Annotated in this window: 19 protein-coding genes; 14 read left to right on the top strand and 5 right to left on the bottom strand. The window is 68.6% G+C overall.

Translation table 11 applies throughout. The annotated features are described in order from the left end of the window. Positions 1–73: 73 nt before the first annotated feature. Complete coding sequence (locus L978_RS05715; RefSeq protein ID WP_052193365.1) at positions 74–1,009, bottom strand: LysR family transcriptional regulator; 936 nt, start codon at positions 1,007–1,009, stop codon at positions 74–76. Positions 1,010–1,080: 71 nt separating this feature from the next. Here L978_RS05715 and L978_RS05710 point away from each other — a divergent pair, with 71 nt between their 5' ends. Then, entirely contained in the window at positions 1,081–2,811 is a 1,731-nt protein-coding gene (locus L978_RS05710) for an L-aspartate oxidase (protein WP_047521224.1), read from the top strand. 92 nt (positions 2,812–2,903) lie between these two features. Here L978_RS05710 and L978_RS05705 read toward each other — a convergent pair whose 3' ends face one another. Next, entirely contained in the window at positions 2,904–3,200 is a 297-nt protein-coding gene (locus L978_RS05705) for a hypothetical protein (protein ID WP_047521222.1), read from the bottom strand. 126 nt (positions 3,201–3,326) lie between these two features. Here L978_RS05705 and L978_RS05700 point away from each other — a divergent pair, with 126 nt between their 5' ends. The 5 genes from L978_RS05700 to L978_RS05680 all read left to right on the top strand — a co-directional run bounded on the left by L978_RS05700 (position 3,327) and on the right by L978_RS05680 (position 7,867). After that, positions 3,327–4,823 (top strand): L-serine ammonia-lyase, iron-sulfur-dependent, subunit alpha, encoded by a 1,497-nt coding sequence (locus tag L978_RS05700; protein WP_047521220.1) that lies wholly within the window; start codon positions 3,327–3,329, stop codon positions 4,821–4,823. Positions 4,824–4,892: 69 nt separating this feature from the next. Further along, positions 4,893–5,645 carry an AAA family ATPase gene (locus L978_RS05695; protein WP_047521218.1) on the top strand — a complete coding sequence of 251 codons (753 nt, stop codon included), beginning with the start codon at positions 4,893–4,895 and terminating at the stop codon, positions 5,643–5,645. A 42-nt stretch (positions 5,646–5,687) separates the two neighbouring features. Beyond that, positions 5,688–6,284, top strand: coding sequence for a TetR/AcrR family transcriptional regulator (locus tag L978_RS05690; protein ID WP_047521216.1), 597 nt, complete (start codon positions 5,688–5,690; stop codon positions 6,282–6,284). Positions 6,285–6,350: 66 nt separating this feature from the next. Next, complete coding sequence (locus L978_RS05685) at positions 6,351–7,136, top strand: ABC transporter ATP-binding protein (protein WP_131494523.1); 786 nt, start codon at positions 6,351–6,353, stop codon at positions 7,134–7,136. Further along, positions 7,133–7,867, top strand: a complete 735-nt coding sequence (locus tag L978_RS05680; RefSeq protein ID WP_047521214.1) for an ABC transporter permease — start codon at positions 7,133–7,135, stop codon at positions 7,865–7,867. The genes L978_RS05685 and L978_RS05680 overlap by 4 nt, the downstream gene beginning before the upstream one ends. Before the next feature lie 21 nt (positions 7,868–7,888). Here L978_RS05680 and hrpB read toward each other — a convergent pair whose 3' ends face one another. From hrpB to L978_RS05665, 3 genes are all read right to left on the bottom strand, one after another. After that, positions 7,889–10,444, bottom strand: coding sequence for an ATP-dependent helicase HrpB (gene hrpB / locus L978_RS05675; RefSeq protein ID WP_047521212.1), 2,556 nt, complete (start codon positions 10,442–10,444; stop codon positions 7,889–7,891). A gap of 201 nt (positions 10,445–10,645) precedes the next feature. Beyond that, positions 10,646–12,250, bottom strand: coding sequence for an SPFH domain-containing protein (locus L978_RS05670; protein WP_047521210.1), 1,605 nt, complete (start codon positions 12,248–12,250; stop codon positions 10,646–10,648). Positions 12,251–12,370: 120 nt separating this feature from the next. Continuing rightward, positions 12,371–12,799 carry a MarR family winged helix-turn-helix transcriptional regulator gene (locus L978_RS05665; RefSeq protein ID WP_047521208.1) on the bottom strand — a complete coding sequence of 143 codons (429 nt, stop codon included), beginning with the start codon at positions 12,797–12,799 and terminating at the stop codon, positions 12,371–12,373. 334 nt (positions 12,800–13,133) lie between these two features. Here L978_RS05665 and L978_RS05660 point away from each other — a divergent pair, with 334 nt between their 5' ends. From L978_RS05660 to L978_RS05625, 8 genes are all read left to right on the top strand, one after another. Then, on the top strand, positions 13,134–14,651 hold the full coding sequence (locus L978_RS05660) for a CotH kinase family protein (RefSeq protein WP_052193364.1): 1,518 nt from the start codon (positions 13,134–13,136) through the stop codon (positions 14,649–14,651). 88 nt (positions 14,652–14,739) lie between these two features. After that, positions 14,740–15,471, top strand: a complete 732-nt coding sequence (locus tag L978_RS05655; protein ID WP_047521351.1) for a response regulator transcription factor — start codon at positions 14,740–14,742, stop codon at positions 15,469–15,471. Positions 15,472–15,840: 369 nt separating this feature from the next. Continuing rightward, positions 15,841–16,908, top strand: a complete 1,068-nt coding sequence (locus L978_RS05650) for a sensor histidine kinase (RefSeq protein ID WP_231554981.1) — start codon at positions 15,841–15,843, stop codon at positions 16,906–16,908. Between the two features lie 141 nt (positions 16,909–17,049). Next, positions 17,050–18,012, top strand: coding sequence for a phosphodiester glycosidase family protein (locus L978_RS05645; protein WP_047521350.1), 963 nt, complete (start codon positions 17,050–17,052; stop codon positions 18,010–18,012). Positions 18,013–18,016: 4 nt separating this feature from the next. Then, a complete protein-coding gene (locus L978_RS05640) occupies positions 18,017–19,144 on the top strand; it encodes a bifunctional glycosyltransferase family 2/GtrA family protein (protein ID WP_047521206.1) in 1,128 nt (375 codons plus the stop codon). Further along, positions 19,141–19,743, top strand: coding sequence for a DUF4956 domain-containing protein (locus L978_RS05635; RefSeq protein WP_047521204.1), 603 nt, complete (start codon positions 19,141–19,143; stop codon positions 19,741–19,743). The genes L978_RS05640 and L978_RS05635 overlap by 4 nt, the downstream gene beginning before the upstream one ends. Then, positions 19,740–20,570 carry a polyphosphate polymerase domain-containing protein gene (locus tag L978_RS05630; RefSeq protein WP_047521202.1) on the top strand — a complete coding sequence of 277 codons (831 nt, stop codon included), beginning with the start codon at positions 19,740–19,742 and terminating at the stop codon, positions 20,568–20,570. Before L978_RS05635 ends, L978_RS05630 begins: the two co-directional genes overlap by 4 nt. Beyond that, positions 20,552–22,129 (top strand): carbohydrate-binding domain-containing protein, encoded by a 1,578-nt coding sequence (locus L978_RS05625; protein ID WP_047521199.1) that lies wholly within the window; start codon positions 20,552–20,554, stop codon positions 22,127–22,129. The genes L978_RS05630 and L978_RS05625 overlap by 19 nt, the downstream gene beginning before the upstream one ends. The last annotated feature ends 13 nt before the right edge of the window (positions 22,130–22,142 follow it).

Genomic DNA, 22,142 nt, shown 5'->3' with positions numbered 1-22,142 from the left:
GTGTTGAGACAGTACAGAAGGTCCCCGTCGCGAAAGCGGCGGGGACCTTCTGCTGACCGGGTCGTCGACCCGGTCAGAGCAGGCTCGTGATCGCGGGATCGCGGCGCGCGACCTCCGCAGACGTCGACACGATCGCCTTCCGCATCGCTGCCACGGCGATCGCCGGAGTGACATCCGAACGGTGGGCCAGGCTGACCGTCCGCGTCATCATGGGGTGCGAGAGTCGCACCGACCGTAGGCCCGGCCGATCGAAGAGGACCATCGCCGGCACCACGGCGACGCCGAGGCCGCGCTCGACGAAGCGGAGGGCCGTGTCCATCTCGGCCCCTTCCAGTACGGGGTGAGGGGTCAGGCCGGCCTCACGGAAGGCGGCATCCGTCGTCGCGCGCAGTTCGTAGCTCTCGCCGAAGGTGATGAGGGGGAGAGCGGCCAGCCGTTCCAGGTCGATGGCAGGTCCATCCGTCAGCGGCGGCTCCGCAGCCGAGGACACCACGACGAGCTCCTCGGCGAGCAGCGGCATCCTGGTGAGGCTCACGCCGGCCGGGGGAAGACCGTCGGACGCGGTGATGAGCGCGATGTCGACGGCGCCGACGGCGAGCTGTTCGACCAGGAGCCGTGAGCCGCTCTCGGTCAGGTGCAGGTCGACATCGGGGTAGGCGGCGTGGAACGAGCTGACGGCCTCGGCGACGAGGCTGATGCACAGGGTGGGCGGAGCCCCGAGCCGCACGCGTCCGCGGCGGAGGCCCGCCAGCTCTCCCATCTCATCGCGGATGGCATCGGCATCGGCGAGCATGCGCTGCGCGCGGGGGAGGAGCGTCTCTCCGGCGGCGGTGAGCGAGATGTGGCCCCGTGCCCGGTGGAACAACTCGGCGCCGAGCTCACGTTCGAGAGTGGAGATCTGACGACTCAACGACGGCTGTGCCAGGTGCAGGTGCTCGGAGGCGCGGGTGAAGTGTCCGAGACGCGCGACCTCGACGAACCCGCGGAGTTGCTCGAGGTTCATGACCATAGTCTACGCGTATCGTTTCCAGTGAGACTATGCATTGGAGTTATTAGGATCCCCTAATTAGCGTGGATCCCATGGCTACGCGCGAACGTCAGATATCCACCACCGTCCTCGTCATCGGTACCGGCGGATCGGGGCTGCGAGCGGCGATCGAGATCGCCGAGCACGGCGTCGATGTGCTCGCCGTCGGCAAACGGCCGCGGCAGGATGCGCACACGTCCCTCGCCGCCGGCGGCATCAACGCGGCGCTCGGGACCATGGATGCGGACGACAGCTGGCAGCAGCACGCGGCCGACACCATCAAGGAGAGCTACCTGCTCGCGAATCCGCACACCGTCGAGATCGTGACGCAGGGCGCGGAGCGCGGCATCCGCGACCTGGAGCGCTGGGGCATGGACTTCGCCCGCGAAGACGATGGGCGCATCTCGCAGCGGTTCTTCGGTGCGCACACCTTCCGTCGCACGGCCTTCGCCGGCGACTACACGGGCCTCGAGATCCAGCGCACGCTCGTGCGCAAGGCCGAGCAGCTCGACGTGCCCATCCTCGACCACGTCTACATCACCCGCTTGCTCGTGCGCGACAACGTGGTGTTCGGCGCCTACGGATTCGATCAGGCCGATGGCACCCGCTACCTGATCCACGCGGACGCCGTGATCCTGGCGGCCGGTGGACACAACCGCATCTGGCGGCGCACCTCATCCCGCCGCGATGAGAACACCGGCGACTCGTTCCGTCTCGCGGTGGATGCGGGTGCCCGACTGCGCGACCCCGAACTCGTGCAGTTCCACCCGTCCGGCATCATCGAGCCGGAGAGCGCTGCGGGAACCCTGATCTCGGAAGCCGCCCGCGGAGAGGGCGGGATCCTGCGCAACGCCCTCGGCGAGCGGTTCATGGCGAAGTACGACCCCGAGCGGATGGAGCTGTCGACCCGTGACCGCGTCGCGCTCGCGGCCTACACCGAGATCAAGGAAGGCCGAGGCACGGAGAACGGTGGTGTGTGGCTCGACGTGTCGCACCTGCCCCGCGAGACGATCATGACGCGGCTCCCCCGCGTCTATCAGACGATGATGGAGCTGCAGATGCTCGACATCACGACCGATCCGATCGAGATCGCGCCTACGGCGCACTACTCGATGGGTGGCGTCTGGGTGCGACCGGAAGACCACCGGACCGATGTCGACGGACTCTACGCGATCGGCGAGGCATCCAGCGGACTGCACGGCGCGAACCGTCTCGGCGGCAATTCGCTCATCGAACTGCTCGTGTACGGTCGCATCGTCGGTCAGGCGGCCATGGAGCATGCGGCTGGCCTCGATGCCCAGCGCCGCTCGGCGACGGCGGTGGCCGAGGCGCGTGCCGAGATCGACGATCTGCTCGCCGCGGAGGGACGCGAGAACGTCCGGGCGCTGCAACGCGCGATCCGCAACCTCATGACGGAGTACGCGGGAGTCGTGCGTTCGGAAGAGGGGCTGCTGGCCGGACTCGCCGACCTCGACATGATCGAAGGGCGGATGGAGGACATCGGGATCCACCCGGACATCGCGGGGTTCCAGGACCTCGCCCACGCCTTCGACCTCAAGGCGTCGGCGCTCGCCGCCCGGGCCACCCTCGAAGCGGCGCTGGAGCGTCGGGAGACACGCGGATGCCACAACCGCAGCGACTTCCCCGACACCGACCCCACGCTGCAGGTGAATCTGGTGTGGTCGCCGACCGCCGGCGTCACCCGCGAGGAGATCCCGGAGGTCGCACCCGAGATCGCCGAGCTCATGCGCGAGGTCGACACCGAGGGCAAGCTCGTCGAGTAGTTCGCCCAGACCCCGTGCTCTCGCCCAGACCCCGCTCTATCGTCGGCTGCAGGGCGGGGTCTCGGCGGCGACCGGGGGTCTCGGCGAACGGATCAGCCGGCCTGCGGCTCCTCGGTGTCGATCACGCCGATGCCGACGGCCTCGTGGTCGGGCTCGGGCTCATCCCGCTTCGGCGCGGTGGGTTCCTCGCCGGGGTCCTTCTCGGTGCTCGGCTCTTCGAGTTCCTCGGTGCTCGGGACCTCGCTCGGGTCGGCGTCTTCCGGTGACTCGGCCTCGGTGGGAGTCGTCGCCTCCGCCTGGCTCGTGTCCGAAGAAGGGCTGGGCGTCGGAGTCTGCGCTTCAGGAGAGAGCTCGTCGGTGGGTTCCGGCTCAGGAGTGGTGTCGGTCATGGTGACCCCTTTCGGCGATGTCCTCGGACCACGATGCCCCGACCGCGCGCTCGCCGGAAGGGGGTTGACTCCCCGTCGAGTTAACCGAGGTGAACCGAACCGGTGAATCCGGCGTAGCCTGGAAGGGTGACAGCGTACGTCTCGGCCTTCGACCTCTTCTCGATCGGAGTGGGTCCCTCGAGCTCCCACACGGTCGGACCGATGCGGGCGGCTCTCGATTTCGCGCGACGCCTCACGGCGAGCGGTGCACTGGCGCGAGTCGGCCGTGTCGAGGTCGCGCTCTACGGCTCGCTCGGTGCAACGGGGATCGGCCACGGCACTCCAGACGCCGTCGTCGCCGGGCTCCGTGGACTCACGCCGGAGACGTGCGACCCGGCTGAGGTCCGTGCCGCCTGGGCCGACCTCCCCGCGGGTGCCGTGATCCGCATCGACGGCACCCACGAGGTGCCGTTCGTGAAGGACGACATCGTCTTCGCGCCGCGCACCCGGCTTCCCGGGCACCCGAACGCCATGACGATCACCGCGCGGGATGCAGCGGGAGATGTCGTCGCCGAGGAGACCTATTACTCGGTGGGCGGAGGATTCATCCGCAGGGACGGTGAGGAGGCGAAGCTCGCGACCGCAGGGTTCCCGTACTCGTATGCGGATGCGGCCTCGTTGCTCGCCCTCTGCGACGAGAACGGGCTGTCGATCGCCGAGGTCGCGCGACTCAACGAGGCATCCGTGCGCAGCGAGGAAGAGGTCGCTGCCGGACTCGACGCGATCTGGGATGCGATGGCGGGTTGCGTCGACGCCGGTCTGCACGCGGAAGGAACCCTCCCGGGCATCCTCAAGGTCAAGCGACGGGCCGGAGTGATCCGCGGTCAGCTCGAGGCGGTCGAGGCCGACGGGCATCGTGAGCTCCCGGGCGAGTGGCTCGGCGCCTTCGCGCTCGCGGTGAACGAGGAGAACGCGGCAGGCGGACGGGTCGTGACGGCCCCGACGAACGGAGCCGCCGGTATCCTTCCGGCGGTCGCGATGTACTGGTGGCGGTTCCTCGCCGATTCGGGGCTGGGAGCGGGCAACGCGGTGACCCCCTACGGTGAACTCGTCGGCAGCGCGCTGTTGGGATTCGAGTCGGAGGTGCGGACGCTGGAGAGTGCCAGCGGCCTCGACGAGGAGCAGACGGCCGAGGCGAACCGTCGCCGTGGCATCCGTCGCTTCCTGCTCACTGCGACGGCTCTGGGATCGCTCTTCAAGGCGAACGCGTCGATCTCCGGAGCCGAGGGTGGATGCCAGGCCGAGGTCGGATCCGCATGCGCCATGGCCGCCGGCGGGCTCACGGCGGTGATGGGCGGCACGAATCGTCAGATCGAGAACGCGGCGGAGATCGCGATGGAGCACCACCTCGGTCTCACGTGCGACCCGATCGGCGGACTCGTGCAGATCCCGTGCATCGAACGCAACGCGATCGCCGCGTCGACGGCGGTCACGGCGGCCCGACTCGCCCTGCGCGGCGACGGAAGCCACTACGTGTCCCTGGACGCCGTGGTCGAGACGATGCGCCAGACCGGTGCCGACATGTCGACGAAGTACAAGGAGACCAGCGAGGGCGGTCTCGCGGTCAACGTCATCGAGTGCTGACCGCCCGAGCGTGATCGTGTCCGCGGGTGGCGATAGCCTCCACGAGACGTCACGCGCGGAGGGGGCACGATGGATGCGTTCTGGGAGCCGAGCTCTCGCCGTCGACGGCAGCAGCCGGTGGTCGCCGTCCGGCCGAACGATGATGCCCCGACGCCCGACGGGGAGTGGCCGACGAACATCCCCGCCGTGGCCCAGGTGCTCCGCGAAGGGATCGACCTCGACCCCGGAGTGACCTTTCTGGTGGGCGAGAACGGCAGCGGCAAGTCCACTCTGGTCGAAGGCATCGCGCTGGCGTACGGGCTGTCGCCCGAGGGCGGGTCACAGCAGGCACGGCACCGCACGCGCGCCACGGAGTCGCCGTTGTCGGACTGGCTTCGATTGCAGCGCGGGGTGGGGGCGAATCGCTGGGGCTTCTTCCTCCGCGCCGAGACGATGCACTCGTTCTACACGTATCTGGAAGAGAACCCCTCGGCCAGCGGCGACGTTCCGTTCCACGAGATGAGCCACGGGGAGTCATTCCTCGCGCTGCTGGACAGCCGGTTCGACGAGCCGGGCTTCTACTGCCTCGACGAGCCCGAGGCGGCCCTGTCCTTCACCTCGACGCTCGCCCTCATCGCGGTGCTCCGCCGCATCGCCGACGAGGGGGGCCAGGTGCTCTGCGCGACGCATTCGCCGGTCCTCGCGGCCCTCCCCGGCGCGAAGATCCTCGAGGTCGGGGAGTGGGGCGTTCGTCCGGCGGACTGGGATGACCTCGAGATCGTGGACCATTGGCGCTCGTTCCTCGACCACCCCACGCGTTACCTCCGTCATCTGCTCGACTGAGCCCGGGTCGATCACGGGGAGCGAAGTCGTAGGCTGGCGGGCATGACCGAGCAGAAGTCACCGCGCCGGCGAGGACGCCCGAGAGGTGCCTCGGACTCGCGGGCGCGCATTCTGGCGGCCGCGGTCGACGACTTCGCCGAGAAGGGCTACGACGGGGCGACGGTCCGCTCGATCGCGGCCCGCGCCGGTGTCGACTCCGCGCTCGTGCATCACTACTTCGGGACCAAAGCCGACCTCTTCGCCGAGGCCGTGGGCATCCCTCTGCGTCCCGACATCGACGTGCCGCGGATCCTGGCCGGATCTCGCGACGGCGTCGGTGAGCGACTCGTCCGGTACGTGCTCGAGGCGTTCGAGCAGCCGGAGGTGCGCCGGCGAGGGGTCATGCTGATCCGCACCGCCGTGGGGAGTCGGCTGACGACCCCGTTGCTGGCCGGTTTCCTCTCGCGCGAGCTGCTCTCCCGCGTCTCTCGGAGTCTGGACACCGACGATGCCGATCTGCGCGCCGCTCTCGTCGCCTCGCAGATCGCCGGCATGCTGATCGCCCGCTACGTGCTGCGGCTCCCCGCGCTCGCCGGTGCATCGGTCGATGAACTCGTCGGACGAGTCGGTCCGACCGTACAGCGCTACCTCTTCGACTGAGGCCACGCAGGCGCAGGCGCACAGATCCCGTTGACGCCACCAGTACTCGGGCGCATAATTCATCACATGATGAATAACTCGGCTGTCGAGATCTCGCAGCTGCGTGTGCACCGCGGCGCCGTCCAGGTCTTCGACGGGATCGACCTCACGATTCCGCGCGGGCAGATCACCGGCCTGCTGGGGCCGTCGGGGTGCGGCAAGACGACTCTCATGCGCTCGATCGTCGGCGTGCAGAGGATCGCCTCCGGAGACGTCAGGGTTCTCGGAGAGCCGGGCGGCTCGCGAGGGCTCCGGCACCGGGTCGCCTACGGCACGCAGGGCGCATCGGTATACGGCGACCTCAGCGTGCGTCAGAATCTCGCCTCGTTCGCCTCGCTGCTGAAAGCCCCGAAGGGCGACGTCGATCGGGTCATCGAGGAGGTCGGTCTCGGGCCGCAGGCGGGGCAGCTCGTCGACGCCCTGAGCGGAGGACAGGCGACGCGGGTGTCGCTCGCGGTGGCGCTGATCGGTGCGCCCGAGCTCGTCGTGCTCGACGAGCCGACGGTGGGACTCGATCCGGTGCTGCGCGCTGAGCTGTGGACCCTCTTCCGTCGTCTCGCGGATCGCGGGGTGACACTCATCGTGTCGAGCCATGTGATGGATGAGGCCGTGCGCTGCGACCGGCTGCTGCTGATGCGGGAGGGGCGGATCATCGCCGACACGACTCCGACGTCGCTCCTCGCCGACACCGGGACGACCGACGCCGAGGCCGCCTTCCTGGCGCTGATCGAGCGTGACCGCGCGGCCGGCCTCGGAGACACCAGGAGGTCGCGCCGAGATACGCGCGGGACGCACGGGGAGGTCGGGGAATGAACGGCCGCCGGATCTTCGCCACGGCAGGGCGCGTCCTCACGCAGTTGCGGCATGATCCGAGGTCGATCGCCCTGATGCTCATCGCGCCGAGCCTCCTCGTGGGGCTCTTCGCCTGGCTGTTCAGCGACCAGGAAGGTGTCTTCGACCAGGTCGGCGGTGCCATCCTGGCGCTGTTCCCGTTCATCGTGATGTTCCTCATCACCTCGATCACGACCTTGAGGGAGCGCCGTTCGGGCACGCTCGAGCGGTTGATGACGACGCCTCTCGAGAAGGCCGACTTCATCCTCGGCTACGCGCTGGCGTTCGGAGCGATGGCGGTGGTCCAGGCGGTGATCACGGTGTCGTTCGCGGTCGGGGTGTGCGGGCTCGACGTCGACGGGCCGCTGTGGCAGCTGGGTCTGGTCGCGGTGGTCGACGCACTGCTCGGCACCGCGCTCGGCCTGCTTGCGAGTGCGTTCGCGCAGACGGAGTTCCAGGCGGTGCAGTTCATGCCGTTGCTGGTGTTCCCGCAGATCATCCTCGGCGGGCTCTTCATGCCCCGCGACCAGATGCCCGACGTGCTGTACGCGATCTCGGACTGGCTGCCGCTGAGCTACGCGATCGACACGATCAATGCCGTGGCCGCGGGGGACGAGGGCTGGGACGTGTTCGGTCCCTTGCTGATCGTCGTCGCCTTCGCCGTCGGTGCCCTGGTGCTCGCGTCGCTGACGTTGCGGCGGCGTACACGCTGAGGTCTCGGTCCGTTCCGCTGCTCAACGCGCGGTGCGGTTCTTGGTGTGCTTGGTCGGTGTGGCCGCCCACGGGTCCTCGGGCCAGGGGTGTCGCGGGTAGCGCCCTCGCATCTCGGCGCGGACCTGTGCGTACGGACCGGACCAGAACGAGGCCAGGTCGTCGGTCACCGCGAGCGGGCGCCCCGCGGGGGACAGCAGGTGGAACAGCACCGGCACGCGCCCATCGACCAGCCGAGGAGTCTCCGCCCACCCGAAGCACTCCTGAAGCTTGACTGCGACGACGGGCCGTGCCGACGTGTCGCCGTCGGGTTCCGGGTAGGTGATGCGGACGCGGGACCCACTGGGCACCTCGAGGCGTTCCGGGGCGAGTTCGTCCAGACGCATCGCCTCCGGCCACGGCAGCAGGCGGCGAAGGGCGGAAAGCAGGTCGAGCCGTCCCACCGGGGTGCCGGAAGCCAGCGCATCGAGTTCGGGTGCCAGCCAGTCGTCGAGGGTGTCGACCAGGCCCGCGTCCGAGACATCCGGCCAGGGGGCGCCGAGCTCGCGCCGCAGCAGCGCCAGTCGACGGCGCAGTGCCTCCGCGCCGTCGGACCACGCGAACATGCCCAGTCCGTCGCGGCGCAGGGTGCGGCGGACAGCATCCCGCCCCTCCTGCGCGGAGGCCCGGACCGGGACCGAGGTGCGCAGGATCGCCCCGAGCCTGCGTTCGCGTCGGGCCTGGACACGGCCTCCGCTGAGCTCGGCCTCGACGCGGTCCGTCATGAGGTGGTCGGCGGCCTGCTCCATCTGCGCTTCGGTGAGCGCCGCTGCCGCACGGATGACCGCTCCGGACCCGGCTGCCGCGCGCCCGGAGGCGCGGGCGACGTCGGCGACGGCGAGCCATTCGACCGCCGCGAGCGAGCCCGTCACTCCTGCTCGCGTCCCGGATGCGAGCAGGAACGTCGCTCCGGTCGCGGTGCGCTCGACGCGGCGGGCGATCCGCTCGGGAAAGGCCAGGGCGATCACGAGCCCGACGCCGTCGAGATCCGCAGAGGCGTGTGGTGCCGGTGGGGCCAGGCGTTCGAGGCGATCGACGTCATCGCGCCATCGGCGGGTATCCGGCGTGCGTCCGCCTCGCAAGGAGATGAGGGCCTGTGCGACGTCGGCATCGGCGACTCGCAGATCGCCGCCCAACAGCGCGACGACCTCCGCGGCGAGGCGTCTGCCGACTGCCGGACTGCCGTCGCGGAGCGCGCGGGCGAGTCGGGGATCGGTCGGAACGCGGGCGAGGGCGCGACCTTCCGCGGTGGCACGACCCTCGTCATCGATCGCGCCGAGACCGCGGAGGACCGTGAGGGCATCGGCGAGGTTCTCTGCGGGCAGCGGGTCGATCATCCGCAGCCCGGTGCCGCCGGGGGATCCCCAGCATGCGAGCAGCAGGGCCGCATCCGCGAGGTCGATGACCGCGATCTCGGGTACCGGGCGCGCGGGAGCCGCCGCGTAGGTCCGCTCGTCGACGCAGCGGAGCACGGCACCGGGAGCCTGGCGGGTGGCGCGTCCCGCTCGTTGCACGCACGACGACCGGGATGCGGCGGTCGTGACCAGACCCGTCATTCCTCGGGAGGCGTCGCGCAGTGGATGCCGCGACAAGCAGGTGTCCACGACCAGGCGTACACCCGGGACCGTGAGCGAGGACTCCGCGAGCGAGGTCGTGACGATGATGCGCGGACGGTCTTCCGACGTACGACCTCGGATCACCGCATCCTGTTCGGCCGGCGGGATGCGTCCGTGCAACTCCCGCACATCGAACGTCTCGCTCGACTCCCGGATGCGACGGGCGATCTCCGACACCTCCCGGGCCCCCGGTGCGAAGACCAGCACGTCGGCCTCCGGATCCTCCGCGATCTGCGTCAGGGCCGCAGACGTCGTGACGCGCGCGACGTGGTCCAGGAAACCCGAGGTGACCCCACGCTCGTCGAGACGCGGTACGGGGCTCGGGGCCCAGCGCTCCGTGAGGGGGAAGGCGGGCACATCATGGTCCACGATCGGGGCCGCGGCCGACTCGCTGCCGAGGACCGATGCGATCCGCTCGGCGTCGAGGGTGGCGGACATGGCGACGAGCACGAGGTCCTCCCTCAGCTCACGCACCTCGGAGAGCAGGCCGATCAGGAGATCGGTCTCGAGCGCGCGCTCGTGCACCTCGTCGAGGATCACGGCGTCCACGCCGTCGAGGCCGGGATCATCGAGCATCCGCCGCAGGAGCACGCCGGCGGTGACGAACTCGATCTGCGTCGTGGGAACCGCGGAGCGCTCGCCGCGGACCGTGAACCCCACACGTGAGCCGAGCGGCGAGCCGTCGAGGTGGGCGAGTCGTCGGGCAGCGGCACGGGCGGCGACGCGGCGAGGCTGGGTGACGATCACGCGACCGGTGCACCGCGAGGCGACGAGAGGCGGCACGAGCGTGGTCTTGCCTGTGCCCGGCGGTGCGGTCACGACCACCGAGCCACCGGCGTCGAGGGCCGCGGAGAGCTCGTCGAGGGCGCCCGCGAACGACAGCCCCGCGCCGATGGCGTCGAGATCGAAGGCGGCGGGCATCATCCGTCCAGTCTGCCGCGTCGAGTCAGCGGCCGGCGCCGTTCACAACTCAGGAGAAACGCGCCCTGCCGGCCCCGAGCGGCCCTCACTGGCCCCGACCACCTCGTTCTTCCTGAATTGTGAACGGGCGAACGGGATGCCGGAAGCGAAAAACGGATGCCGCGACCCGATCGGCCGCGGCATCCGCTTCGTGTTGCGCGGGTGCTACTCCGCGGCGGGAGCAGGCTCCGTGGCGGGGGACGCCGTGGAGGGCGTCGACGCACGCGCGGGGGACTGCGTCGGAGGCGTGGCCTCGGCGACACCGGCGCCGAAACCACGGCCGACGGCCTGACCCTGGATGATGCCCGCGAGGTCGAGGCCGGTGGCCGAGTGGACGCTGTCGAACACCGAGCGGAGGGCCTTGGCGTTGTCGGCGCCGACCACGTTCGATGCGCCGTCCTCGCCGGAGCTGCCGATGATCGACACGTTGCCGATCGCCGCGTAGCCCTTCGAGAACTCGGCCATGATCGAGGGCAGAACGTCGAGCACACGCTGCGAGAGGAAGGCGTCCTGGTTCGAGGCGATGGCCTTGGCCTCGGCCTCGAGGGCGCCGGCACGCGCGTCACCCTCGGCGCGGATGGCATCGGCTTCGGCGCTGGCGCGCAGGCGGCGGGCTTCCGCTTCGGCTTCGGCCTGGGCGCGGAGGGCGTTCGCCTCACCGCTCGCCTTCGCGATGGCGGCGGCTGCTTCACCCTCGGCACGAGCCTTGTCGGCCTGCGCCTGCTGCTCGGCGATACGGGTGCGGGCTTCGGCCTGCTTGACCTGCTCGATCGCGGCGGCCTCAGCCGCGCGTTCGCGGGTGTAGAGCTCGGCTTGAGCGCGGGTCTCCGCCTCGTACCGCTGGGCGTCGGCAACGCGCTTGACGTCGGCGTCGAGCTGAGCCTGCTTGTTCTCGGCCTGCTGCTGTAGAACGGCCTGCTCCGCCTGAGCGCGTGCGAGAGCCTCTGCCTGCTCTGCTTCGGCACGTGCACGTCCGATGCCGGAGTCGGCGTTGGCGGTGTTGGTGTCGAGCGCGGTCTGCTCGATCAGGTTGGCTTCCTGGTTCGCGATGTTCTTCTGGTTGATCGCGCGGTCGGCGTTCGTCTGCGAGATCTCGGCGGCCTGACGCTTCGCCTGGATCTCGGGGGCACCCAGTGACTGGATGTAGCCGACCTTGTCGGTGATGCCCTTGATCTGGAACGAGTCCAGGATCAGTCCCTGCTCGGCGAGTTCCTGCGAGACATCGGCGGCGATCTGATCGGAGAACTTCTTGCGCTCGCGCATGAGCTCGACGACCGACAGGGTCGCGACGATGCCACGGAGCGCACCTTCGAGCTGTTCGGTGGTGAACTGCTCGATGGCCTTGTCCTGCGATGCGAAACGCTCGGCAGCGCGTCGCACGTAGAGCGGGTCGGAGCCGATCTTCACGATCGCGACGCCGTCGACGTTCAGCGTCACGCTGTCGAGCGACTGCGCCTCGGCGTTGAGGGAGACCTGACGGGAGCGCAGAGAGATGATCTCGTGGCGCTGCGTGATCGGGTTGACGAGCGACTTGCCGTTCACGATCACGGTGACGGGCGACTCCGCCAGTTCCGAACTGGTCGTGCCGTCTGCGGCGATGACTGCGCGTTGGATCTTCTGCTTGCGCCCCGAGATGACGAGGGCTTCGTCGGCTCGGGCGACCTTGATCCAGCTGCGTGCGAACAGCAACAGGATCAGCAGCAGGACGACGGCGATGACGACGCCGATGCCGACGATGACGAGGATGCCAACGATTCCGGCGATCTCCATGAATGACCTCCCTGGTTCCCCCCGAGGGGGCGGTCTGACGTGCCCGCCGAATGGCGCAGGCGTATGCAACCCACCCTGCCAGAAAAGGCGGAGGTCGTTCTCGGCGCCCACAGGCGCAGGTCAGCGGGAGCGGAGCTTCTCGGCGAGGTCGCGCAGAGTGCGCAGCTCATCGTCGTCGAGGCACGACATGCGCTCGGCGATCGAGCGTCCGTGCACGGTCGCGAGCGCACGGAAGGCCCTCGCCCCTTCATCCGTGGCGCGGATCAGGGCACCGCGGCCGTCGTCGGGGTCGGAGCACTTCGCCACGAGCCCACGGGTGACCATGCGGTCGACCAGGCGGGAGACGCTCGGCTGACTGATCAGCATGTTCGAGGTGATGTCGCGCAGCCGTGCAGTCATGTCGGGGGAACGGGTGACGGTCAGCAGCACGTCGTACTCGGCTTGCGCGAGATGGCTGTGCTCGAAGTCGGCCAGCATCCCCGTGAAGAGTTCGTGCTGCGCGCGGAACAGGCTCTCCCAGGCCTCCAGGGCGAGCTTGCGATCGGTCATCCTCACAGAATAGTGGGAACAGTAAAGGGCCGGTCGGAGAGGCTCCCGACCGGCCCTTGTCCCTTGCACCAAGAGTGTCCTGCAATCACATGCGGTGAGTGCCACAGCAAACATTCACCGTGTGATCACTGTATAACGGCGAGATAACGAATGCAACGGTTTGGTCACGGAATCTTCGGCTTGAGGGCTCGAGTCGGCCACAGCGACCCGTCGTTCGAGATCTCATGGGCTCTGCTTCGGCTCTTCTTAGGAACCGTGAAGGAGTCCGAGCCTGAATGGAGGCTGTCGGTCCTCGCTCGAGGATCGAGCACGGCATCCGGAAGGACGATCGACTGTGACCCTGAAGCTGAATCCGACGACAGCACACCCCACCCGTACGAGGGCGGCGCGAGCCGGATGGGTAGCCGCCGGCGTCCTCGCCGTGGGCATCCTCGTCGCGGGTTGTTCGGTGGCGGAAGCGGAAGGGACGACGTCGAGCAGCTCCTCCTCGTTCTTCGACACAGAGGAGTTGCACACGATCTCGATCGAGTACGACGAGGCCGACTACGAAGCGATGATCGACGCCTACGCGCAGACGGACGAGAAGGAGTGGATCACTGCGACCGTCACGATCGACGGGGAAACCTTCGAAGACGTCGGGCTGCGACTCAAGGGCAATTCGAGTCTGCGCAGCCTCCTCGGCGATCGCGGAGGGGCCGCCACGAACGCGGATACCGAGGCGCCTGAAGACGACCCGCTCGGCGAGGGCGAGGGCACGGTCTCCGCGGATGATCCCGCGGGCCTTCCCTGGCTGATCAGGCTCGACAAGTACGTCGACGGTCAGGAATTCTCCGGACGCAGCGACTTCGTCGTCCGCGGGAACAACTCCGAGACCTCCTTGAACGAGGCGGTTGCTCTCTACGCGATCGATCAGGCCGGCGTCGCCGGCGAGGATGCGGCGTTCACACGGTTGAGCGTGAACGGCAGCGACGAGCAGTTGCGGCTCGTGATCGACGTGCCCGACGACGAGGCGTGGAACGAGGATGCCTTCGGCGGCACCGGGATCACCTACAAGGCGGATTCCAGCGGTGACTACTCCTATCGCGGCGACAGCAGCGACGACTATCTCGACGTCTTCGACGTGAAGTTCGACGCGGACGACCTCTCACAGGACGAGGCCTACGCGCCACTGATCGCCTTCCTTGACTTCGTCAACAACTCCACCGACGAGGAGTTCGAAGCCCAGCTCTCGGACTACCTCGACGTGCAGGCCTTCGCCGACTATCTCGCCGTGCAGGACCTCGTCTCGAACTCCGACGACATCGACGGGCCGGGCAACAATTCATACCTGCACTACGCCCCGGAGACCGGTCTCATGACGATCGTGGCGTGGGATCAGAATCTCTCTTACGGGGGCTTGGGAGGGATGGGCGCAGGCGCGCCGGGAGCCCAACCCGGTGGCGCAGACGGCGAACGGATGATGCCTCCCGGCGGCACGGATGGCCCCGGAGCGGTGGATTCGGGGGAGATGCCGGACGGTATGCCGACGGATGCTCCCTTGGGCGCTCCCGGTGGGGGCGCAGGGGGTCCGCGCACCGGGATGATGGGCGGAGACAACGTGCTCGTATCCCGCTTCCTCGAGAACGACACGTTCCAGGCGCTCTACGAAGACGCTCTTGACGATCAGATCGAGGCGATCTACGACAGCGGCGACGCGGGGGCTTACCTGGATGACCTCGTCACGCTCCTCACCGACGCGGCCGGCGATCTCGTCGACGCCGACACGATCCAGGCAGAGGCCGACGCGATCTCGAGCATGCTCACCGGGGACTCCGTGAGTCAGCGGGGTACGAGCGCCGGAGGAACCCCGTGACCAAGCTCGCTCACTCGGCACGATGCTCGGTGCAGATCTCGGTACCCCGCCACTGGCGCTCCTCGTGATGACCCGGGATGCTGGAGGGATGACAGGGCCCCGCGACCGCACCGTGATGACTCGACCGGACGGGTCACCGATCCGGGTGCTCGTGGTGGATGACGAGGCCAACCTCAGCGACCTCCTGCGGATGGCCATGGAGAGCGAGGGATGGGACGCACGCACGGCCGCGAACGGGCAGGAGGCACTGAATCGCATCCGCGAGTTCGCCCCCGATCTGGTCGTGCTCGACATCATGATGCCGGGTCTCGACGGGATGGAAGTGCTCAAGCGTCTCCGTTCGGCGGGCAACGAGGTGCCCGTGCTGTTCCTCAGCGCCAAGGACGCCGTGGAGGACCGGATCGCCGGCATCAGCGCGGGCGGCGACGACTATCTCACCAAACCCTTCAATCTCGAGGAAGTGGTCGTGCGGCTCCGAGGCATGGCGCGCCGGCACGTGGCTGCAGCGGTCGAGAACGACGCCCGCCTGCAGGTCGACGATCTGGTCCTCGACGAGGAGACCTACGAGGTGGAGAGAGCGGGGCAGCCGATCAAGCTGACGGCGAAGGAGTTCGAGCTCCTGCGCTATCTCATGCAGAACCCGAGGCGCGTGCTCAGCCGGGCTCAGATCCTCGACCAGGTCTGGAGCTACGATTTCGGCGGCACGTCGAGCGTCGTGGAGATCTACATCTCCTATCTGCGCAAGAAGATCGACACGATCGGTGAGCCGCTCATCCACACGGTCCGCGGCGTCGGATACACGATCAAGCCCGCCCGATGATCGGACACCGGTGGACTCTGCGGCGCAAGCTCGTCGTCGCCGTCGCTGCACTGGTCGCCGCCGGTCTCGTCGTCGCGGGCATCGCGACGGTGCTGTCCCTCCGATCGTTCGTCTACGAGCGTCTGGACCGTCAGGTCCTCGAAGGACTCCAGTTCGCCGCGGGCAGCGGGGCCCCGGGCGGAGATCCCGTGAGACCGGATGGTGGCACAGACGGAGCAGGGCCTGCTCCCCGCGTCGGAACCATCCAGATCGAGCTGGATGGGAACGGTGCCGTCACGAGCGGGTTCATCGTCGCGGCGGACGGCACTCAGATCGCGCTGACGGACAGTCAAGAGGAAACGATCGAGGCACACGAGTTCCCCCCCGCGGGTGCCCACGACCATCGACCTCGGCGGAGAACTCGGCGCGTTCCGGGTGGCCGCGCAGCAGAACGGCGACACGACCCTGATCGCGGGCATCTCCCTGTCCGACGTCACGGCCACGACGGGCGCCCTTACGGCCATCCTCGTGACCGTCGGCAGTGTGACGCTCCTTCTCGTGCTGCTCGCGCTGGCATTGATCGTGCGACGCACGCTGCGTCCGCTGGACAGGGTGGCAGAGGTCGCACAGCGCGTCGCGGGGCGTCCGCTCGCGGAGGGCGCCGTCCACATTCCGGAACGCGTGACCGAGCCCGACACCGACGTCCGCACGGAGGTCGGGCGCGTCGGAGACTCGCTGAACACCCTCCTCGGCCACATCGAGGCGGCGCTCGCCTCACGCCAGCTCAGCGAGGAGCGCTTGAAGCGCTTCATCGCGGATGCGAGCCATGAGCTGCGCACTCCGCTCGCGTCGATCCGAGGGTACGCCCAGCTGTCGCTCGGTGAGGGGGTACCGATGACCGAGATGCAGCAGCGCTCGCTGAGTCGGATCGCCGCCGAATCTGCGCGCATGGCGGAACTGGTCGACGACCTCCTTCTCCTCGCCCGCCTCGATGCGGGGCAGCCGGTGCGTCGTGAGCCGGTCGACCTCACCCTCCTCGCGATCGACGCGGTCAGCGATGCGCATGCCGCGGACGGCAGCCGCAGCTGGCTTCTCGACGTTCCGGAAGCTCCGATCTCCGTCCTCGGAGATGAGAACCGTCTCCGGCAGGTCCTTGCGAACCTCTTGCGCAACGCGCGCGTCCACACAGCTCCGGGCACCGTGGTGACCACGTCACTTCGAGCGCGCGACGGTGACGCTCTCATCGAGGTCGTCGACGACGGGCCAGGGATCGACCCCGCGATGAAGGACCGGTTGTTCGACCGATTCGCGCGGGGAGATCAGGCGCGCAGTCGTGAAGCGGGCAGTACTGGACTCGGACTGTCGATCGTGCACGCGATCGTCGCTGCGCATCAGGGCGATATCACCGTGCGGAGCAGGCCGGGGGAGACGGTGTTCACCATCCGCCTGCCGCTGTGACCCACGGAGCGGTTGATCGTCGCTCTTTGTCTTCTCTTAGGTGTGCGTAAAGAGCGATCAAGAGCGCGCGCGTATCCATGAGGGATGGACACGACGCACAGCTCCGACCCCGTCCCCTCTCCTGCAGGCGAGACTCCCGCGATGCCCGGACGGGGGAGAAGACGCCGGCGCGTGCGCACCGCGATCATCGCCGGCGGCCTCGCCATGCTCCTCGCCACCGGCGGGACAGCGGCATGGGCGGTCGATCGCTTCCTGATCGAGCATGTCGAGATCTCCGACGTCTCGGCGTACGAGGCAGAGAACTCGACGACTTCGTCGGCTGCGTCGGACTCGACGAGTGACGACACCGCGGCCGTGACCACCGCGACCTCGTACACGGACGGCGATTCCACGATCTCGCTCACGAAGGTGACCTCCGGGAGCGGTTCGGACACGGTGACCTCCTACGTCGCCGACGTCGTGGTCGACGACGCGACCCAGATCCGCTCGGCATTCGCGAAGGACCAGTTCGGCGAGAACATCACGGAGACGACGAGCGAGATCGCGGCGGACAACGAGGCGATCTTCGCGATCAACGGCGACTACTGCGGCTTCCGCACGACGGGCATCGAGATCCGCAACGGCGTCGTCTACCGCGATGACGGAGCGAGAGAGGGACTCGCGTTCTACACGGACGGGCACGTCGAGGTGTACGACGAGACGGCGACGACCGCGGATGATCTCGTCGCCGCCGGCGTCTGGAACACCCTGTCGTTCGGACCCGCCATCGTCGAGGACGGCAGCGTGGTCGACGGCATCGAGGATGTCGAGGTCGACACCAACGTCGGCAATCACTCCATCCAGGGAGATCAGCCGCGCACGGCGGTCGGGATCATCGACGACAACCACTACGTCTTCGTCGTCGTCGACGGACGGGACGAGGGATACAGCAGGGGCGTCACGCTCAGCGAGCTCGCCGACATCATGACGGGTCTCGGCGCGACGACCGCCTACAACCTCGACGGCGGAGGGTCGTCGACGATGTACTTCAACGGCGAGGTGGTGAACCAGCCCTCGAACGGCGGGGAGCGCGGCACCAGCGACATCCTCTACGTGGCGGGATGAGATCATGATCATCCTGATCCCTTCGTACGAACCGGGTGCGCACCTGCTGCCTCTCGTTCGCAGGCTGCGCGAACTTCGACCCGGAATCGAGGTGGTCGTGGTCGACGACGGCAGCGGCCCCGAGTACGCCCGAGTCTTCGACGCCGTGAACGATGCGGGGGCGACAGTCCTCCATCACGCCCACAATCGCGGCAAGGGTGCGGCGCTGAAGACGGGGTTCGCCTACCTCGCCGCCGCTCATCCCGACGAGGACATCGTCACCGCTGATGCAGACGGACAGCACACACCCGGCGACATCCTCCGGATCTGCGACGAGCTGGGCGCGGATGCGGAGGACGGAGCGCCGGTCCTCATCCTCGGTGCCCGCGATCTGCGCGGAGACGTGCCGGTCCGCAGCCGAGTCGGCAATGCGGTCGCGCGAGGGCTGTTCCGTGTGGCCGCCGGCTGGCATGCCTCCGATACGCAGACAGGCTTGAGGGGCATCCCCTCCTCGATGAGGGACTGGGCCGGAACCGTCCCCGGTGAACGCTTCGACTACGAGATCGAGATGCTGCTGCGAGTGCGCCGTTCAGGTCACTCCGCGCGCGAGGTCCCGATCGAGACGGTGTATCTCGAGCACAATGCCTCGAGTCACTTCCGGCCGCTCGTGGATTCCGTGCGGGTCACTCTCCCCCTGCTGGCCTTCGCCGGATCCTCGCTGCTGGCGTTCCTCGTCGACTCGGTCGCGTTGCTGGTGCTCGTTGCGCTGCTCCCGGCCGGTTCGGGCTGGCTGGTCGTCTCGATCGTCGCAGCGCGACTTCTGAGCGCCACGGTGAACTTCGCAGTGAACAGGCGTTTCGTGTTCTCCGCATCCTCCGGACGCGGACGCGCGCAGGCGTTGCGTTACGGCCTCTTCGCGGTCTTGCTGCTCCTGTCGAACATCATGTGGATGCAAGCCCTGACCAGCTTCGGCATGTCCATGCCAGTCGCCAAAGTCGTGACCGAGGCTGCGCTCTTCCTGCTGAGCTACCAGGTCCAGCGCCACGTCATCTTCGAAGACTTCTCCGCGCCAAAGGAGCGTCTTAGGAAGCGTGAAGGTGCGGGCGGTCGTATGGAGGCACACGTACCGCATCTCGAAAGGGCTTCCCGATGAACGCCTCCCTGCTCCTGATCGCCGCCGACCTGGTCGCCGCGGTGATCCTCAGCCTGGCCGTCTACTACCGCCGCCACCGCCGCCGCGACCTCGTGGTCGCGTTTCTCGGCGTCAACATCGGTGTCCTCGCCGTCACCACGGTCCTGGGATCGGCGGAGATCGCCGCAGGTCTCGGGCTCGGCCTCTTCGGAGTACTGTCGATCATCCGACTCCGCTCGTCGGAGATCTCGCAGCGCGAGGTCGCCTACTACTTCGCGGCCCTGGCCATCGGGCTCGTCGCCGGCCTGCCCTCGGCGGAACCGTGGATCCCGATCGCGCTGATGGCGCTGGTGCTCGTCGTGCTCTGGGTGGCGGACCACCCGGCGCTGCTCGCTCGATCGCGTCATCAGATCATCCACGTCGACCGTGCGATCGCCGATGAGGCGGAGCTGCGCGTCGAATTGGAGCGCCGGCTCAACGCCACCGTGACCTCGCTGACCGTGCAGTCGCTCGACCTCGTCGATGACACCACTCTCGTAGACGTCCGATTCAGCCTGCCCCGCGTCACGCGCACAGCCGCCGCCGCACCGGAGACGCCCGTCGCAGGTGGTGTCCGATGACCGGCCTCGCCCTCGACCGATTCGACGCGGTCGACCTCGAACAGCTCATCGCCGAAGCGGCGCTGCAGACTCGTGTCGACCGCAAGTACGTGGTCCCGCGCGATGATGCCCAGCGGGTGATCAACACGTTCGACCCTCGGACCCGAGTCCTCGACACCCAAGGGGTCCGGGATTTCGGGTACGAGACGGTCTACTTCGACACGCCGGATCTGCTCAGCTTCCGTCTCGCCGCGCAGCCCCGGCGGCGGCGGTTCAAGATCCGCAGCCGGACCTACGTCGAATCGGGGTCGGCCTACCTCGAGCTGAAGACGCGCGGTGCGCGCAGCGCCACGGTGAAGGACCGCATCGAGTACCGGGTGGCCGACCGCCGCATCCTCACCGATGATGCCCGCTCCTACGCCGCCGACGGCCTCGATGCGATCGGGATCGACAGCGCCCGCGCGGACGACCTGCACATGCGACTCACGACCCGCTATCGTCGCGCCACCCTGGTCGCGTCGGACGGCTCGGCGCGCTCGACCATCGACACCGGTCTCGAGTGGCGGGACGTGTCGGGAAGGACGCTCGCTGTGCCGGGGCTCACGATCATCGAGACGAAGTCCGGCTCCGCCGCGTCCGATTTCGACCGTGCTCTCTGGCGCGCGGGACACCGCCCGGTCCGCATCAGCAAGTACGCCACCGGCCTCGCCGCCCTGCATCCCGATCTCCCCCGTAACAAGTGGTCGAGGCTGCTCCGCGGGCCCCTCGCAGACGCCGCACCCCGCCCTCACACCGATCCCGCCGACATCGCCGATACAGAGGAGACCCCATGCGTACACGCCGCCTGATCCTGCCCGCCATCCCCCTCGGGCTCGCGGCGATCGTCCTCGCCGGCTGCGCCGTCACCGCGACGCCCGCCTCGACATCCACCGATGCCGGGACGACCGGGACGACGGTGTCTGCGACGACCGCCGACGGTGCCGAAGCCGTGCTCGCCGCCAACGAGAATGCGACGGTCGTCCGCGATGACGAGTGGTCGGAAGCCGATGCCGTCAACGTCGCCTTGGCCGGTGACGGCGCGACCTCGTCGAGTTCCGCGGTCACCGTCGAGGGCGGGACGGTCACCATCACCGACGCCGGGGTGTATCGGCTTTCCGGTTCGCTGAACGGTTCGGTCGTGGTGTCGGCACCGGATGATGCCCAGGTCGTGCTGATCCTCGACGGCGTCGACATCGCGAACGCAGACGGTGCGGCGATCGACGTGCGCACCGCCGACGATGTCGCCGTCTTCCTCGCCGAGGGCACGACCAACACCCTGTCGGATGCGTCGTCGTACTCGGAGGACGCCGACGCCAATGCGGCGCTCTACAGCTCGGCCGATCTCACGATCACCGGCACCGGGACGCTCACCGTCACCGGGAACGGCAACGACGGCATCACCAGCACGGACGACCTCGCGATCCTGTCGGGCACGATCACCGTGGACGCCGTCGATGACGCTCTGCGCGGGAAGGACTCGCTGTCGATCGAGGGCGGCACGCTCACTCTCACCGCCGGGGGAGACACCCTCACGAGCGACAACGACGAAGAGGAGACCCGCGGGTACATCGTCGTCGCGGGCGGCACCGTCGATGCGACCGCAGGAGATGACGGACTGGATGCGGTATCCGACGTGGTCATCACCGGCGGCGACCTCACTGTCACCGCGCAGGGAGACGGCCTGCACGCCGATGCCGCTCTGGCGATTGCCGGAGGAACGGTCACGGTCACCGAGTCGAACGAAGCCGTCGAAGGAGTCGACATCGTCATCGAGGGCGGCGACATCGATCTGACGGCGTCCGATGACGGCATCAACGCCGCGGGCGCCGCGGACAGCGCCGCGGGCGGCGGGATGGCCGACTCCGGCGAGACTCTCACCATCAGCGGCGGCACGCTCGTGGTCGATGCGGACGGCGACGGCCTCGACTCCAACGGCTCGATAACCATCACCGGCGGCTCGACCACCGTGTTCGGTCCGACTTCGGACGGCAACGGCGCGCTCGACTCGAACGGTGCTCTCACGGTCAGCGGCGGCAGCCTCGTCGCCATCGGCAGCTCCGGCATGGCGGAGTCGCCGGACGCGGACTCGCCGCAGTCGTGGATCGCCGCGCTCGCAAGCGGTGGCCAAGGGGACGTGGTGGAGGTGCTCGATTCGACCGGCACGGCTCTCGTCTCCTTCACTGCGGAGAAGGACTTCGCGACCGTGGTGCTCTCGTCCGCGGATCTCGTCGACGGCGGCACGTACACCGTGACCGTGAACGGAGACGCCGAGGTGACGGTCACCGAGGGTGAGGCCCTCGCGGGGAACGCGGGTGGCGGGCCGGGCGGCGGATCGAGCGGAGGCCCCGGCGGAGGCCAGAGGCCCTGATCTTCGCCGTATT

It is taken from the genome of Microbacterium sp. ZOR0019 (assembly GCF_000800925.1).
GTDB lineage: Bacteria > Actinomycetota > Actinomycetes > Actinomycetales > Microbacteriaceae > Microbacterium > Microbacterium aurugineum.
Note: the sequence above shows the minus strand (reverse complement) of the source record. Positions and strands in the feature narration are given on the sequence as shown.

Excerpts from the sequence above, each read along its gene's own strand:
- L978_RS05715 (WP_052193365.1), bottom strand. The coding sequence starts at position 1,009 with ATGGTCATGAACCTCGAGCAACTCCGCGGGTTCGTCGAGGTCGCGCGT.
- L978_RS05710 (WP_047521224.1), top strand. The coding sequence starts at position 1,081 with ATGGCTACGCGCGAACGTCAGATATCCACCACCGTCCTCGTCATCGGT.
- L978_RS05705 (WP_047521222.1), bottom strand. The coding sequence starts at position 3,200 with ATGACCGACACCACTCCTGAGCCGGAACCCACCGACGAGCTCTCTCCT.
- L978_RS05695 (WP_047521218.1), top strand. The coding sequence starts at position 4,893 with ATGGATGCGTTCTGGGAGCCGAGCTCTCGCCGTCGACGGCAGCAGCCG.
- L978_RS05690 (WP_047521216.1), top strand. The coding sequence starts at position 5,688 with ATGACCGAGCAGAAGTCACCGCGCCGGCGAGGACGCCCGAGAGGTGCC.
- L978_RS05685 (WP_131494523.1), top strand. The coding sequence starts at position 6,351 with ATGATGAATAACTCGGCTGTCGAGATCTCGCAGCTGCGTGTGCACCGC.
- L978_RS05680 (WP_047521214.1), top strand. The coding sequence starts at position 7,133 with ATGAACGGCCGCCGGATCTTCGCCACGGCAGGGCGCGTCCTCACGCAG.
- hrpB (WP_047521212.1), bottom strand. The coding sequence starts at position 10,444 with ATGATGCCCGCCGCCTTCGATCTCGACGCCATCGGCGCGGGGCTGTCG.
- L978_RS05670 (WP_047521210.1), bottom strand. The coding sequence starts at position 12,250 with ATGGAGATCGCCGGAATCGTTGGCATCCTCGTCATCGTCGGCATCGGC.
- L978_RS05665 (WP_047521208.1), bottom strand. The coding sequence starts at position 12,799 with ATGACCGATCGCAAGCTCGCCCTGGAGGCCTGGGAGAGCCTGTTCCGC.
- L978_RS05655 (WP_047521351.1), top strand. The coding sequence starts at position 14,740 with ATGACAGGGCCCCGCGACCGCACCGTGATGACTCGACCGGACGGGTCA.
- L978_RS05645 (WP_047521350.1), top strand. The coding sequence starts at position 17,050 with ATGCCCGGACGGGGGAGAAGACGCCGGCGCGTGCGCACCGCGATCATC.
- L978_RS05640 (WP_047521206.1), top strand. The coding sequence starts at position 18,017 with ATGATCATCCTGATCCCTTCGTACGAACCGGGTGCGCACCTGCTGCCT.
- L978_RS05635 (WP_047521204.1), top strand. The coding sequence starts at position 19,141 with ATGAACGCCTCCCTGCTCCTGATCGCCGCCGACCTGGTCGCCGCGGTG.
- L978_RS05630 (WP_047521202.1), top strand. The coding sequence starts at position 19,740 with ATGACCGGCCTCGCCCTCGACCGATTCGACGCGGTCGACCTCGAACAG.
- L978_RS05625 (WP_047521199.1), top strand. The coding sequence starts at position 20,552 with ATGCGTACACGCCGCCTGATCCTGCCCGCCATCCCCCTCGGGCTCGCG.